Annotated in this window: 18 protein-coding genes; 12 read left to right on the forward strand and 6 right to left on the reverse strand. The window is 65.7% G+C overall.

All coding sequences use genetic code 11. The annotated features are described in order from the left end of the window. Window positions 1-51: 51 nt before the first annotated feature. The 9 genes from hisH to tatC all read left to right on the forward strand — a co-directional run bounded on the left by hisH (window position 52) and on the right by tatC (window position 5,086). Complete coding sequence (gene hisH, locus F2P44_RS07265; RefSeq protein ID WP_167086039.1) at window positions 52-690, forward strand: imidazole glycerol phosphate synthase subunit HisH; 639 nt, start codon at window positions 52-54, stop codon at window positions 688-690. 40 nt (window positions 691-730) lie between these two features. Further along, window positions 731-1,507 (forward strand): 1-(5-phosphoribosyl)-5-[(5-phosphoribosylamino)methylideneamino]imidazole-4-carboxamide isomerase, encoded by a 777-nt coding sequence (gene hisA / locus F2P44_RS07270; RefSeq protein ID WP_167086040.1) that lies wholly within the window; start codon window positions 731-733, stop codon window positions 1,505-1,507. Between the two features lie 16 nt (window positions 1,508-1,523). After that, on the forward strand, window positions 1,524-2,285 hold the full coding sequence (gene hisF, locus F2P44_RS07275) for an imidazole glycerol phosphate synthase subunit HisF (RefSeq protein ID WP_167086041.1): 762 nt from the start codon (window positions 1,524-1,526) through the stop codon (window positions 2,283-2,285). Between the two features lie 12 nt (window positions 2,286-2,297). Then, the gene (gene hisI / locus F2P44_RS07280; protein WP_167086159.1) at window positions 2,298-2,741 is read left to right on the forward strand and encodes a phosphoribosyl-AMP cyclohydrolase; all 444 of its coding nucleotides are present in this window, start codon (window positions 2,298-2,300) and stop codon (window positions 2,739-2,741) included. Then, window positions 2,738-3,076: a phosphoribosyl-ATP diphosphatase gene (locus F2P44_RS07285; protein ID WP_167086042.1), complete on the forward strand. Its 339-nt coding sequence runs from the start codon at window positions 2,738-2,740 to the stop codon at window positions 3,074-3,076. The genes hisI and F2P44_RS07285 overlap by 4 nt, the downstream gene beginning before the upstream one ends. Before the next feature lie 42 nt (window positions 3,077-3,118). Continuing rightward, complete coding sequence (locus F2P44_RS07290) at window positions 3,119-3,490, forward strand: histidine triad nucleotide-binding protein (RefSeq protein WP_167086043.1); 372 nt, start codon at window positions 3,119-3,121, stop codon at window positions 3,488-3,490. Window positions 3,491-3,577: 87 nt separating this feature from the next. Continuing rightward, the gene (tatA, locus tag F2P44_RS07295) at window positions 3,578-3,796 is read left to right on the forward strand and encodes a Sec-independent protein translocase subunit TatA (protein WP_167086044.1); all 219 of its coding nucleotides are present in this window, start codon (window positions 3,578-3,580) and stop codon (window positions 3,794-3,796) included. Between the two features lie 48 nt (window positions 3,797-3,844). Beyond that, complete coding sequence (gene tatB / locus F2P44_RS07300) at window positions 3,845-4,330, forward strand: Sec-independent protein translocase protein TatB (protein ID WP_167086045.1); 486 nt, start codon at window positions 3,845-3,847, stop codon at window positions 4,328-4,330. Next, on the forward strand, window positions 4,331-5,086 hold the full coding sequence (gene tatC / locus F2P44_RS07305) for a twin-arginine translocase subunit TatC (RefSeq protein WP_167086046.1): 756 nt from the start codon (window positions 4,331-4,333) through the stop codon (window positions 5,084-5,086). 37 nt (window positions 5,087-5,123) lie between these two features. Here the strand turns inward: tatC and F2P44_RS07310 are convergent, their stop codons facing one another. Both F2P44_RS07310 and F2P44_RS07315 read right to left on the reverse strand, forming a co-directional pair. Further along, complete coding sequence (locus tag F2P44_RS07310) at window positions 5,124-5,771, reverse strand: hypothetical protein (protein WP_167086047.1); 648 nt, start codon at window positions 5,769-5,771, stop codon at window positions 5,124-5,126. 53 nt (window positions 5,772-5,824) lie between these two features. After that, window positions 5,825-6,370, reverse strand: coding sequence for a hypothetical protein (locus F2P44_RS07315; protein ID WP_167086048.1), 546 nt, complete (start codon window positions 6,368-6,370; stop codon window positions 5,825-5,827). A gap of 270 nt (window positions 6,371-6,640) precedes the next feature. Here F2P44_RS07315 and F2P44_RS07320 point away from each other — a divergent pair, with 270 nt between their 5' ends. Then, window positions 6,641-7,585: a hypothetical protein gene (locus tag F2P44_RS07320; RefSeq protein WP_167086049.1), complete on the forward strand. Its 945-nt coding sequence runs from the start codon at window positions 6,641-6,643 to the stop codon at window positions 7,583-7,585. A gap of 12 nt (window positions 7,586-7,597) precedes the next feature. On the opposite strand, the gene F2P44_RS07325 is transcribed toward F2P44_RS07320, so the two are convergent. Continuing rightward, window positions 7,598-9,331 (reverse strand): extracellular catalytic domain type 1 short-chain-length polyhydroxyalkanoate depolymerase, encoded by a 1,734-nt coding sequence (locus tag F2P44_RS07325; protein ID WP_167086050.1) that lies wholly within the window; start codon window positions 9,329-9,331, stop codon window positions 7,598-7,600. Between the two features lie 296 nt (window positions 9,332-9,627). Here F2P44_RS07325 and F2P44_RS07330 point away from each other — a divergent pair, with 296 nt between their 5' ends. Together F2P44_RS07330 and F2P44_RS07335 are read left to right on the forward strand one after the other, a co-directional pair. After that, complete coding sequence (locus F2P44_RS07330) at window positions 9,628-10,113, forward strand: hypothetical protein (RefSeq protein ID WP_167086051.1); 486 nt, start codon at window positions 9,628-9,630, stop codon at window positions 10,111-10,113. Beyond that, the gene (locus F2P44_RS07335; RefSeq protein WP_167086052.1) at window positions 10,106-10,669 is read left to right on the forward strand and encodes a DinB family protein; all 564 of its coding nucleotides are present in this window, start codon (window positions 10,106-10,108) and stop codon (window positions 10,667-10,669) included. Before F2P44_RS07330 ends, F2P44_RS07335 begins: the two co-directional genes overlap by 8 nt. Here F2P44_RS07335 and F2P44_RS07340 read toward each other — a convergent pair. The 3 genes from F2P44_RS07340 to F2P44_RS07350 form a co-directional block, all read right to left on the reverse strand. Then, entirely contained in the window at window positions 10,623-11,330 is a 708-nt protein-coding gene (locus tag F2P44_RS07340; protein WP_167086053.1) for a hypothetical protein, read from the reverse strand. The genes F2P44_RS07335 and F2P44_RS07340 overlap by 47 nt on opposite strands. A 128-nt stretch (window positions 11,331-11,458) precedes the next feature. Beyond that, a complete protein-coding gene (locus tag F2P44_RS07345; protein WP_167086054.1) occupies window positions 11,459-12,247 on the reverse strand; it encodes an alpha/beta hydrolase in 789 nt (262 codons plus the stop codon). Window positions 12,248-12,257: 10 nt separating this feature from the next. Continuing rightward, window positions 12,258-14,159 carry a DUF885 domain-containing protein gene (locus F2P44_RS07350; protein WP_167086055.1) on the reverse strand — a complete coding sequence of 634 codons (1,902 nt, stop codon included), beginning with the start codon at window positions 14,157-14,159 and terminating at the stop codon, window positions 12,258-12,260. Window positions 14,160-14,222 lie beyond the last annotated feature (63 nt).

Genomic DNA, 14,222 nt, shown 5'->3' on the forward strand with positions numbered 1-14,222 from the left:
TCTATCCTGTCATTCCCGCGCAGGCGGGAATGACAGCAAAACTGAATTGCTATGAATAAAATTGTTGTGGTCGATTACGGCATGGGCAATCTGCGCTCGGTGGCGCAAGCCCTGCGCGCCGTCGCTCCCGAAGCTGAAGTGCTTATTTCCGGCGACGTCGCCGCCATCGATTCGGCCGACCGGATCGTCCTGCCCGGCCAGGGCGCCATGCGCGACTGCATGGCCAGCCTGCGCCAGTCCGGCGTCGAGCAAGCCCTGCTGCGCGCCGCCAAGACCCGTCCCGTGATGGGCGTGTGCGTGGGCGAGCAGATGCTGTTCGACTCAAGCGAGGAAGCCGACACCCCCGGCCTGGGCCTGTTGCCCGGCAAAGTGGTGCGCTTCCAGCTCGATGGCCGCCTGCAGCCGGACGGCTCGCGCTTCAAGGTGCCGCAGATGGGTTGGAACCGCGTGAAACAAGTGCGCCAGCATCCGCTGTGGCAGGGTATCCTCGACGATAGCTACTTCTATTTCGTGCACAGTTACTATGTCCAGCCCGACGACGCCAGCCTCACCGCCGGCGAAACCGATTACGGCGCGCCTTTCTGTTGCGCCGTCGCCCGCGATAATATTTTCGCGACCCAGTTCCACCCGGAGAAAAGCGCCGGCGCGGGGCTGCAGCTGTACAAGAACTTCGTTCACTGGAATCCTTGATTCACCACCCACCCAACCAAGCGATAAGCGATAACCGATCATGCTGCTCATTCCTGCCATCGACCTGAAAGACGGTCACTGCGTTCGCCTCAAACAGGGCGATATGGAACTTGCCACCGTCTTCTCCGAAGACCCCGCCGAAATGGCGCTGCACTGGCTCAAGCAGGGCGCGCGCCGCCTGCACCTGGTGGACTTGAACGGCGCCTTCGCCGGCAAGCCGAAAAACGAAGCCGCCGTCAAATCCATCCTGCAGGTGGTGCAGGAATTCGCCGTCGATAACGATATCGACGAAATCCCCGTCCAGCTGGGCGGCGGCATCCGCGACCTGGACACCATCGAGCGCTATCTCGACGACGGCATCACCTACATCATCGTCGGCACCGCCGCCGTGAAAAATCCCGGCTTCCTGCACGATGCCTGCGGCGCCTTCCCGGGCCACATCATCGTCGGCCTGGACGCCAAGGATGGCAAGGTCGCCACCGATGGCTGGAGCAAGATGTCCGGCCACGAAGTGATCGACCTGGCTACCAAGTTCGAAGCCTACGGCGTCGAATCGATCATCTACACCGACATCGGCCGCGACGGCATGATGGGCGGTATCAACATCGAAGCGACCGTCAAGCTGGCCCAGGCCGTGCGCATTCCCATCATCGCTTCCGGCGGCCTGCACAACCTGGGCGACGTCGAAGCCCTGTGCGCGGTGCAGGAAGAAGGCATCGAGGGCGTGATCTGCGGCCGTTCGATCTACGAGGGCACGATCAACCTGGCCGAAGCCCAGATGCGCGCCGACGAACTCACCGAAGGCGACCTGGCGTAAGCCGGAAGAACACACCATGCTCGCAAAACGCATCATTCCCTGCCTCGACGTGACCGATGGCCGCGTCGTCAAGGGCGTCAATTTCACCGAGCTGCGCGACGCCGGCGACCCGGTCGAAATCGCGCGCCGCTACGATGGGCAGGGCGCCGACGAAATCACCTTCCTCGACATCACGGCGTCCTCCGACGACCGCGACCTGATCCTGCACATCATCGAAGCGGTGGCTTCCACCGTGTTCATCCCGCTCACCGTCGGTGGCGGCGTGCGCAAGGTCGACGACGTGCGGCGCCTGCTCAACGCCGGGGCCGACAAGGTCAGCATGAACACCTCGGCCGTGACCAATCCCGAGCTGGTGTTCGAGGCCTCGCAAAAGCATGGCTCGCAGTGCATCGTGGTGGCCATCGACGCCAAGCAGACCGCGCCCGGCAAGTGGGAAGTGTTCACCCACGGCGGCCGCCGCGCCACCGGTCTCGATGCGGTCGCGTGGGCGATGAACATGGAGCGCCTGGGCGCCGGCGAAATTCTCCTCACCAGCATGGACCGCGACGGCACCAAGGTCGGTTTCGACCTGGGATTGACGGCCGCCGTGTCGAACGCGATCGGCATTCCCGTGATCGCCTCCGGCGGCGTGGGCGGTTTGCAGGACCTGGCCGACGGCATCAAGATCGGCAAGGCCGATGCGGTCCTGGCAGCCAGTATTTTTCACTATGGGCAGCACACGGTCGGTGAAGCCAAGCGCTTCATGGCCGCGCAGGGCATTCCCATGCGTTTGGAGTAGACCGACATGATCATGCCTGCCGTAACAAGTAGTGCGGCCAATTTCAGCTGGCTGAAAAAGGTCAAGTGGGACGAAAACGGCCTGGTGCCGGTAATCGCCCAGGAAGTCGGCTCGAACGATGTGCTGATGTTCGCCTGGATGAACCGCGACGCGCTGGCGCGCACGGTGGAACTGGGCGAGGCGGTGTACTGGAGCCGTTCGCGCAAGAAGCTGTGGCACAAGGGCGACGAGTCGGGCCACATCCAGAAGGTGCGCGAAATCCGCCTCGACTGCGACGAAGACGTGATCCTGCTGAAAATCGAGCAGGCCGGTTCGATCGCCTGCCATACGGGGCGCCATTCCTGCTTCTTCCAGAAGTTCGACGGCGACGCCAAAAGCGGTGACTGGCAGGTCGCCGATCCGGTGTTGCAGGATCCGGAAACGATCTACACCAATCCCAAGAAGAACACACCATGAGCCAGACCCTCGCCCGCGTGGCGCAAACGATCGAATCGCGCAAGCTGGAAAACGGCGGCGATCCGGCCACTTCCTATGTCTCGCGCCTGTTTTCCAAGGGCGACGATGCGATCCTCAAGAAAATCGGCGAAGAAGCCACCGAGCTGGTGATGGCCGCGAAAGATGCGCGTGTCGATGGCGACGCGTCCAAGGTGCTGTACGAATGCGCCGATCTGTGGTTCCATTCGCTGGTGCTGCTGGCCCAGTTCGATCTGGCCCCGCAGCAGGTGCTCGATGAACTGGCGCGCCGCGAAGGCTTGTCCGGCCTCGCCGAAAAAGCCGCCCGCCCCAGCTGAAACGCGGCCAGCGCCCACCCCCAACGCCCACGGAAACCCGCCATGACCGACTGCCTTTTTTGCAAAATCGCCACCAAGCAAATTCCTTCCAGCATAGTCTACGAAGATGAAGAGTTGCTGGCATTCAAGGATATCCACCCGGCCGCGCCGGTGCACCTGCTGGTCATTCCCAAGCTGCACGTCGCGACCTTGTCCGAATGCAACGAAACCCATGTCGCGCTGCTCGGCAAGATGCTGGCGCTGGCGCCCAGGCTGGCCAAAGAGCATGGCTGTGAAGTGAGCTATGACGCCGACGGCAAGCCGGGCGGCGGCTACAAGACCCTCATCAATAGCGGTCCGGACGGCGGCCAGGAGGTCTATCACCTGCACCTGCATATGTACGGCGGTCCGCGCCCGTGGCCCGGCCAGCGCTGACAATCAGGCAGGAACCCCCGGCATCGCGTAGAATACCGGCGTAAGCTTTCACGAATTCGGGCGCGCGCGCCTCGCGAGGAGAAAATGATGGGTGGACTGAGTGTTTGGCATTGGCTGATCGTGTTGCTTGTCGTTGTGCTGGTGTTCGGCACCAAGAAACTCGGCAATATGGGTGGTGATATTGGCAAGGCCGTCAAGGGCTTCAAGGATGGCGTGCGTGGCGAGGACGACAAGCCGTCCGCGCCGGGCCAGGTCGTGGACAAGACCACCATCGACGCCGAAGCGAAAGAGAAAACGAAGTTCTGATAAGCGTGCGTGCCCGCGCACGCCCGCTGACAGACACTTCCAGACGCCATGATCGATCTTGGATTATCTAAACTCGCCATCATTGGCGTGGTTGCACTTGTTGTCATCGGCCCTGAAAAGCTGCCCAAAGTGGCACGCATGGCGGGGACCCTGTATGGCCGTGCCCAGCGCTACCTGCACGACGTCAAGTCCGAGGTGAGCCGCGAGATCGAGCTCGACGAACTGCGCAACCTGCAAAAGGAAGTGCAGGAAACGGCCCAGTCGATCAAGGATAGCGTCGAAAACACCATCGCCCAGAACATCGACGATGTCGATGCCGCCTGGCGCGACCTGCCCTCGTCGACGGCGCCGAGCGCGACCATGAGCGACCTGGAACGCAAGGCGCGCGATTTCCGCCGCAAGAAGCTGGTGCGCAACTCGGCCGTGCCGGGCTGGTACAAGCAGCGTCACGGCGGCAAGGCCCACATCATGTCGGGTGCCGCGCGCGTGAAAAAATTCCGCCCGCGTTCCTCCAACACCTCTTCGTTCTTTTAAATGACAGACAAAGCTGCGGGCGAAGAGACCTTTATCTCTCATCTGGTCGAATTGCGCGACCGCCTGGTCAAGGCCACCATCGGGGTTGCCATCGTCTGCGTCGCGCTGATGATCTGGCCCGGCCCCGCCCATATCTACGACATCATCGCCGAGCCGATGATCGCCTCGCTGCCGGTCGGCTCGAAGATGATCGCCACCGGCGTCATTTCACCCTTCCTGGTGCCGATGAAGGTGACCCTGGTGCTGTCGCTGATCCTGGCGCTGCCGTGGGTGTTCTACCAGGTCTGGGCTTTCGTCGCCCCCGGCCTGTACCAGCACGAAAAACGCCTGGTGCTGCCGCTGGTGGTGTCGTCCTCGTTCCTGTTCATGGGCGGGGTGGCGTTCTGCTACTTCTTCGTGTTCGGGCGCGTATTCAAGTTCATTTCCGACTTTTCCCCCACCTCGATCGCGGTCACGCCCGATATCGAGAACTATCTCGATTTCGTCATGTCCATGTGCCTGGCCTTCGGCGCGACCTTCGAGGTGCCGGTGGTGGTGGTGATTTTGGTGCGCATGGGGATCGTCAGCGTTGCCAAGCTCAAGGAAATCCGCCCGTACGCCATCGTCGGCGCCTTCGTGATCGCGGCCATCGTCACGCCGCCGGACGTGGTCAGCCAGCTGGCCCTGGCCATACCGATGTGGCTGCTGTTCGAGCTGGGCCTGCTGGTGGCGCCGGCCTTCGTGCGCGCCACCCAGGCACCGCAAGAGCCGGTGTAACAGTCACCGGCCGCCAAGGCGGCGCGCCAAGGCGGGGCTAGCGCGTCAGGTACAGCACCGTCGCCTCGCTGCCGTCATCGCTGCCCACCTGGGTCGCCGTCATATTCGGTATCGCCGTCCCCACATTGGCCAGCACGGCCGCCATCGAACTTTCCAGCAGATCGGCACTCGTCGGATTGATTTCGATGCGGCAGGTCTTGCTGCGGCATTCGAGCCGCCGCACCTGAGATTCGAGCCCGGCATTGGCGCGCGCCAGCGCCGCGCGCACGGCCGAGGTCGCATACATGCTCCACGCCGGATCGACCTGCTCGGCACGGAACATGGTTTCGGACGGCGCCACCGCCGGCGTCTCGGGCGCTTGCGGCGCCGCCAACGCAGGGGGCGCGCTGGCGCCGGGTGCGCGCGTGAGCATCATGCGCAGCTCGGCCACTTCGCGCCGCAGGCCGGCCACTTCCTGGCGCAGCTGGCTGAGATCGTTCGGCGGCGGCGTGCTCGGCGGCGCCGGCGGCGGGCGCACCAGCGCTGGCGCTGGCGCCGGCAGCGGCCGCGCCGCTTCGGGCGCCGGTGCGGCGGCGGCAACCGGCAGTGCCTGCGGCGGCTTGGGCGGCGGCTGATCGTCGCCGCCGCAAGCGCCCAGCGCGGCCAGCGCTGCCAGCAGCATCGTTTCGGAAATGAGTCGCTTCATTGGTCTTCCTCTGGACAGTGTGGAGCCGGCATGGCCGCGCATCCGCGATGGCGTTACTGGCAGCGCAGCAAGCGCAGTTGGCCCAGCACCGGCAAGCCGGGAATGGCCCCCGCCGGCGCGGCGGTGCGCACCAGGTCGACCTCGATGAAGTAGCTGTTGGCGTTGAAGTTGAGCGCGACGCAGTTGGTCAGGTAGCGCGTTTGCGGGGTCGCCGCCGGCGCGTAGCTGTTGCTCGACAAGGTCGCCAGCGTGGTCAGCACGCCGGTGGCGGTGTTGTGCGCGCGCAGGCGCGTGCGCACCTCGGAATAGATGCCGTTGTCGGTGAAGCGCGCGCCCGAATACACGCCCAGGATGCCGTTGCCGTCCCAGGTATCGTGCACCTGGTAGCGGATGGTGCAGCTGAGGGCGGTGGCGCCGCTGACCAGGCCGGCGTCATTGTTGTTGAACGATACGCGGCCGGTGCACAGTTCGTCCGGCGTGCCGGTCGATCCCACGGACGACCAGTTGCTGCTGGCCAGCGCCAGGCCGGGCAGGGCCAGTGCAATCAGGGCGAGTGCCGCGCCCAGCCGCGTGCGGGGAAGTGGAAGACGAGTAGACATGATGGCTCCTTGGCATGAAGTCGGAGGCGGGCCGCCGCCGCAACGACGACGGCCGCGCCGACACTTCCAGCCTAGGAGCCGCAGCCGGCGCGCCCGTGAGATGCATCAATCGTCACCGGCCTGAATCGGCCATCGGCGCGGCCTGCGCCAAACAAGCTGCGGGCAAGGCCGCATTGATGCACGCGGGTATCGCTTGCCGCCGTAATGGTTTGAAACAGCTTGGCAAGCGGTAAGGTAAGATGGCTTGTTTACTGTTTCGTTTGCGATCCGATGCGTCCAGCCGCGCTGTTTCTGAGTATCCTTTTTCCCGTCCTTTTGGCTGCCTGCGGCGAGCGCAAGGCTGCCTTGCCGGCCGCCGCCGCGCCGGCGCTGGCGGGCAAGGAGGAGGGCGGCACTGTCACGGCCGTGCCCGCGCCACTCCCGCCCACGCCGGAGCAACTGGAAGCCCGGGCCGCCGCCCTGCGCGAGCGGGCCGTGCTGATGCATGCCATCTTTGGCGAGAACTTCAATCCGGCCGCCAACGAGGCGCCGATGGAACTGGGCGAGCCCGACGAGCCGGGCGTGCGCATGTACACCATCGAACCGGTGGCCCATGCCTTCCTGCCCAACGGCGACGCCGCGCTGGTAGCCAACGCGCTGGTGGTGCGGGCCGAGCGCGATGGCATCCGCGTGCATACCGACGGCGGGCTGCTCAATGTCTTCATCCTGCGCAAGGCCGATGGCCGCTGGACCTTGCTCAGGCACCACGCCAACATCGCGCGCCTGGGTAGCTGGGAGCGCATCGGCACGGCGAAATTCATGCGGCTCGCGCCCGGTAAAACGGGACTGGCCATGTTGTACGGCGGCGCCTTCCAAGGCTATGTCGACCGCTACCTGTCCCTGTACGACCTGGGCGCGCAGACCATGCACGACCTCACCGGCGCCGGCATCGCCGTATCGGCGAGCGCGCTGGCCTGCCAACCGGCCGACACCGAAACCTGCTACGACGTCACCTCGGGCTGGCGCTTCGCCCTGTCCGCCAGCGGCGCGGCGTACAACGATCTCGTGTTCCAGTTCCGGGGCCAGGAAGATAGCAAGAAAGACGTGCGCCGGAAGGGCGGGGAAGGCCCGCGGCTGGCGTCGGACATCACCCGCCTGGACGGCTGCGCCCGCTATGCCTACGATGGCAAGACTTACGTCCTGGTCGAAGGCAAGAACCTGGCCAAGAACCATTGACGCCGGCGGCCCTCAGGGACAGTTGCCCATCACATAATGCGCGGCCGAGGTTTGCGCCAGCGTCCGGGTGTAGAACAGATTATTGAGTCCCATGCTCTGGTTCGAGCCATTCGCCAGTGCCATGCCGCCGCTGTCATGCGCGCGGCCTTCCTGCACGTGGGCATAGTTGCTGGCCGTGACAGTGCTGCAGCTAAAGCCGCTGCTGGTGCTGGCGCTCACGCTGGCCGACAACTCGCTTTCCACCCCGTTCGCCACCGACGACGCCCGGTACGTGTAGGCGGTGGACGCCGCCAGTCCGGTATCGGTATGGCTGGTGCCGCTCACCGGCGTGGGCGTGACCTTGCTGCCGTTGCGGTACAGGTTGTAGCCGCCCGCGCCAGTGGCCGCGCTCCACGACAGCGCGATGCTGCTGGCGCTGGCGTGCCCGGCCTTCAGGCCGGCCGGCGGCTGCAGCGCCGGCGCCGGTCCCACCAGGAATTGCGGCAGAGTGCAGGGCGCCGATGTTTGCCCGGTGCCGGCGTCGGTGGCCGTGACGGTTCCGCTGTAATAGCCGTTGGCCAGCGCATAGCCGATGCTGAAACTGGCGCCGCTGCCGGCCGCCGCATCGTTGACGGCGGTGCTTCCGTTAAGCACCACGCGGTAGCTGCTGATGGTGCCGGCGGCATCCACGGCGGCGCCGCTGACGGTGACAGCGTTGCCGGCCACGCTCGCCTTGCAGGCCGTCATCACGGGCGCGGCGATGCGGCTTGCGCGCAGATTGTTCTTGAACCAGAAATCCATCACAAAGGCCGGGTAATCGACCTTGGTGGCATCCACGAAATGGTTGTTCTGCCCGCCCGGCCCGGCCGGCCAGGCGTGGCCCATGCCGGTCACCGCCATCTCGGAGGTGCGCAGCTTGCCGTTGCTGTCGGTGTAGGGCGTATTGCTGCCGCCGCCCGCCACGGTCGCGGTCGCGCCGCGCGCAAAGCTGCCGCCGTATGCCATGCGCATGGCCGCCGCGTCGAGCGGGCCGTAGGCCGGGGCCACGGTGTAATCGCTGCTGCCCCACACCACGCTGGCGAGCTGGGTGGCGAACTTGCCTTGCTGGGCGCCGGCCATGGCCGTGCACTTGTTGGCCGCCGTGCTGGCGTTGAAGCCCGATGGCACGCTGCCGATCTGCATGATGGTGGTCCCGGGCGGCGGCCCCGCGTTGATGCCGATGCCCGCAAACACGTCCGGCGCCAGGCAGCCCAGCACCATGGTCTGGCCGCCGCCCGAGGACAGGCCGGTCACGTACACCTGGTTCGGGTCGATCGCATAGCGCGCATCGCCCAGGAAGCGGCTTACCAGGTTCAGCAGCACGCCATCGTGGCCGCTGGCGCGGTTGTGGTTGGTGAGGCTGTAATCCCAGCAATGGCTGCCGGACACATTGCCGGTCGCATTCGGCGCCAGGATCACGGCGCCGTACTGGTCGGCCACGCCTTTCCAGTTGAAGCCCTTGTCGGACCCGGAATCGATGACGTCGCCGGAAGCGGTTTGCTGGCAGCCGTGCAGCACCAGCACCAGGGCGCGCTTGCCGCCCAGCACAGGCTGGCTTGCCGGCCAGTAGAAATAGCCGCCCAGGTTGCCGCCGTTGACGCTGTCCGCGCCCCAGGTCTGGTTGCCGCTCCAGGTGCCGGGACCGGCTTGCACCTGGGCCAGCGCGGCCGCCGGCAGGCACAGCATGAAAGTAGCCGCGCAGCGGCCGAACGAGGTGGTGATTGCCATGATGTCTCCATTTTTCTATCTTGAAAATACGGGAAGGCTGCGGGTGCTTGCAGGGAAGAGCTCGGGTGTAGGCGTGGAGGGGGTGCCGCGCGGGGCGGCCAGCCATCGGGACGGTTCACGGGAAGTAACAGCCGGAAATAATTCTACCGTAGCGGCATCAGGCACATGCCCGGCGCGTCCGCGCGTTCCGGCACGATGCCTGTGCGTAATTGCACAGGGGCTACAGCAAGCGTGCGCGATGTGAGGCACAATGACAAGCCGCGCGGCCCTCCGGCCGCGCCCCTTGAGGAGAGCGCGTGTCGGTCCTTGCCGCAGGTATTTTCGCTGCCCTTGCCGCCTGGTTCGCCGTGCGCTGGATTGCCGCGCGCCTGCGCACCGGCGCCGGCGACGGCAGCCTGGAGTTCGCGCCTTTCGTGGAGCGGCTCGGCATCCTGCAATTGCTGGGCGTGGCCGTGCTGGCCTGGGTAGCGCTGTCGCGCGAGCACGACAGTTATACCGCCCTGATCGCGCTGGCGGTGGCGCTGGCCATCGGCGGCGTGTACTGCCTGTGCGAAGGGATCGTCACGCGCGGCAAGGTTGACGATGCCGGCATCCTGTTCATCACGCCGTGGGGCGGCAAGCGCCACGAGCTGTGGCGCGACCTGCGCAGCGTGCACTACCGCGCCTGGTGCGCCATGTACGTGCTCACATTTCGCAGCGGCAGCGTGATCCGCCTGTCGGTGCTGCTCAGTGGCCACGGCGCCGTTCTCCACCACTTGCGCACGCGAGGCTACCATGTCTGAACTGTCCCACCTGCGGCTGATGGCCGCCTACAACACCTGGATGAACCAGAAACTGTACGACGCCGCCGCCACCCTTCCGGCCCACGAACTGGCGGCTAACCGTGGCGCCTTCTTCGGCTCGCTGCTCGGCACGCTGAACCACCTGGTGGCGGCCGACACCATCTGGCTGCGGCGCTTCGCAAGCCATCCGGCGCGCTCCGGCGCGCTCGAGGCGGCGCAGGCGCTGGCGCCCCCCAGCGCGCTGAACGCCATCTACAGCGACGACCTGGCCGTGCTGGCAGAGCACCGGCGCATGCTCGACGGCTTGATCGGCAGCTTGACCGCCCAGCTGGCCGACGCCGACCTGGAGCATGTGCTGCACTACGCCAGCACCAAGGGCATTGCGTCGCAGAAGCGTTTCGGCGACCTGTTGCTGCATCTTTTCAATCACCAGACCCATCATCGCGGACAGGCCAGCACCTTGCTCTCGCAGGCTGGCGCCGACCTGGGCGTGACCGACCTGCTGATGCTTATTGAGAACGTCGGGGATCCGGCCGCGCCGGCCGCGCCGGCCTGAACCCGCCGGCGTCGGCCAGCCGCCCGGCCGCGGCGCGCGCGGCGTGGCGCCTGAGCGAGCGCACCACCTGGTTGTACGAATCCATCAGGGCCGCCATCAGCAGCTTGCCCTGGGGCGTCCTGGTGTAGCCGTCCGCCTGGGCGAAGCCGCCGTTGAAAAAGCCGCCCGCCGCGCCGAAGCGCCAGTGGCTGGCGCTGCCCTGGGCCGCCGCCAGCTCGGCACCCGAGCGGTTGTCGGTCAATGTCAGCAGGGTCGATGGCTGCGGCGCGCCATCGTGCAGCGAACCGATGCGCGCGGCCGGGGCCTCGTCGCCGAAGCTGAGCGAGGGCGTGGCCGTGTAATCGGCGCTGGTCAGTGGGCGCTCACTGGGCGTGGAAGCCTGGTCCGCCAGGGTGAAGCAGTTCGATGCCCGTACCATCAGGCGCAGCAGCGGCAGGGGAGCGGGCAGGTCGGCGTCCCTGCCGAGCCGGTTCAGCCACGGCCGACGCTCCTGCTCGACCAGGGTCAGGGTGCCCAGCGAGCGCTGGCAATGCTCCAGCTGGCTGTTGGGCGGTTTGATGGGGGCGGGCGTGTCGGCGCCAGGCGGCGGCTTGCTGGCGCAGCCGGCCAGGGCCATGGCAGTGAGGGCGATGAGCACGGCGGGGTTGGGGCCTGGCGTCATGGCAGTGTCCTTTGCGTGAAGTTAAACAGAAACTTCACACATTGTAACGATGCATATAGGCAAGTAACTTGCCTATAGTCAACTTCATCCCAACACGCGCCAAATACCACAGCCGCTTCCCGCAGCGTCTAGTTGACCTTCATGGCGGGCTGCGGCGCCGCTTCGCCGGCCAGGCTGGGGTTATACAGCGGGCTGTCCGCAATGGTGTTGTGGCCGGTCTGCGGCACATTGATATAGTGCGCCACGCCCGGCTTGAAGCGCGTCAGCAGCAGTTGCGAACTGGCGCGCGGGATGATCTCGTCGTTGTCGGCCGCGACGATGGTGGTCGGCGCGCTCACGCTGGCGGCGTACACGCCCGAGTCGAATCTGTCTTTCAGGATCTGCGTCACGGGAAACCACGGAAACTGCAGCGCGGCGATGCCGGCGATGCTGTCGTAGGGCGTGACCAGCACCAGCCGCGCGACCGGCCGCAGACTGGCCAGATGCACCGCCACGCCGCTGCCCAGGCTGCGCCCGATCACGGTCACCTGCGGATGGCTGGCCTGGACCATGTCGAATAGCGCCAGCGCATCGGCGAACAGCGCCGCCTCGGTGGGCTTGCCGGTACTGCCGCCGTAAGCGCGGTAATGCAGCAGGTACAGCGCCTGTCCGGGAAAGGTGTCCGACAGCTGCGGCAGGCTGGCCGAGACATCCTCGGCATTGCCGCCCAGGTAAATCAGCGCGCGCGGGCCGCTGTCGGGCCGCACCGTCACGTCGAGCGTGGCGCCGGGCACCGGCAGCTGGATCAGCGAACCGGGCGCCCCAAACCGGCGCGGCTGGGGAAAATAAATCAGCGAGCGCTGCGCGAAGTACAGGCCGACGCAAGCGACGAGGTACAACGCAAGCGCCGCAAGAATCGAACCAAACACATAACGCATCGCGCTCTCCTTATTGCATCAGCTCTTTGATCATCTTCACCGGCGCGCTGCCGTAGCCGAGGAACTGTTCGTGGAACTGCTTGAGGTCGAACCTGGCGCCGAGCGCCTGCTTGCGCTGCTCGCGCAGGTCCATGATGTCGCTGTAGCCGCTGAAGTAGCTGGTCAGCTGTACCGAACTGACCTGGGCGCGGTGCCACTTCTCGCCCGCCTCGCTGCGCGTCTGGAAGGCCTGGCGCGTCAGCATGTCCATCGCCTCGGCTTCGTTCATGCCCAGCACGTGCACGCTGTAGTCGAGGATCGTGTTGGTGACCACGCGCAGGTTCCACTTCGAGTACATCAGCCACATTTCCGGCGTGTTCTCGCCATAGCCCGATTCGAGCATCATGCGCTCGCCGTACACCGCCCAGCCTTCGATCATGGCGCCGTTACCGAACAGCGATTTGACCAGGGAGGGCGACTTGTTGGCGTACACCAGCTGCGCGTAATGGCCCGGAATGGCTTCGTGGATGTTCAGGATCTGCAAAATCCAGTGGTTGTATTCGCGCAGGGTGCTCTCGGCCTGTTCGGGCGTGAGGCCGTCGAGCGGAGTGACGTTGTAGAAGGTGCGGTCCTGCGGGCGATACGGGCCGGGCGCATCGATGCTGGCGCCGGCCACGCCGCGCTGGTACAGCGGCGTTTCGCGTACCACCAGCGGCTTTTTCGGATCGAGCGTGAGCAGCTTGTTCTTGACCACCCAGTCTTGCAGCAGCGGGATCTGGCGCCGGATCTCGGGGAAGAACTCTTCGCGCGAGACGTGCCTGGCCGACAGCGTGTCGATCACCATGCCGATTTTCTTGATGCGGTCGGCCGGCCTGGCGGCGCCGCCCATGGTCTTGGTCCACAGATCATCCGACAGCACGTCCATGCGCGCCAGCAGCTGCTCGCGCGCGGCCAGCGCTTTCTGGTACATCTGTTCGGCGCTCACGCCGGCCTGGATATCGTGGCCGAACTTCTGTTCATACAGCGCCTTGCCGATCCGGAACGAGCGCGCCGTGTTGCTGGCCTGCTGGGTTTGATCGAGCTCGGTGAGGAAGTCGACATAGCCGATCAGGGCGTCGCCGGCGGCCGCGATGCGGCGCGCGAACAAGTCTTTTTCGGCCTGGTTCAGGATCGATTCCTGGGCCGCCTTGCCCAGGTCCGCCAGCACCGTCATGGTGCCCGGCGCCTGCTGCAATGCCAGCTGCGTGTGTTCGTGGGTCGGGTTGACGATGCTCGCCTGCGCCGCCTGGTAATAGGCCGGCACATTGGCCAGGCGCTTGAGCAGGGTGCGCAGGCGCTGCGGCTTGGCCGCGTATTCGGAACCGAGAATCAGGTCGATCGGGCCGGCGATGTTGTACAGCGCCGGATTCCACTCGAATTCGCGCAGGGTGGTCAGGTAGAAGCGGTCGGCATTGAGCTTGTTGACCAGCAGGACATGGTCGGTGCGCTGCCGGACCGACAGTTGGCGCACATCGATCTTGGCCAGCTTTTGCAGCCACTCGTCGGCAAACGCCAGTTGCGCGGCGCGCGTGGCCGCGCTTGGAATGGTCAGGTTGGCGGCACCATCGTATTTGCCGGAATAGATCGCGCTTTCCGGATCGATGCGCCACAGCGCGCCGAGAAATTGCATGCTGACGGTATTGAAGCGGCGGTCCTGCGAGCGTTCGGTGCCGGCGGCCGGCGCGCTGACAGCGGCGGCGACCGGGGCGGCGATGGCGGCGGCCTTGGCCGCGGCTTTGGATGGCTTGGCCGGTTTGACGGATGTGGACGATTTGGCGGCTTTTACCGGCTTGGTGGCGTGGGCCCTGGACTGTTTTTTCGGCTTGGCAGCGCCTGCGGGCGCCAGCGCGAAGCAGGTCAAGAAAACAGCCAGTGCAATTTTGGTTTTGATCATTGTGATTGGCCTTGTAGTTACAGAAGCGGGGGCAGCCGCAGGCATGCGGCGGGCGTCAGATTA

This window comes from Massilia frigida, from assembly GCF_011682175.1.
GTDB lineage: Bacteria > Pseudomonadota > Gammaproteobacteria > Burkholderiales > Burkholderiaceae_D > Telluria_A > Telluria_A frigida.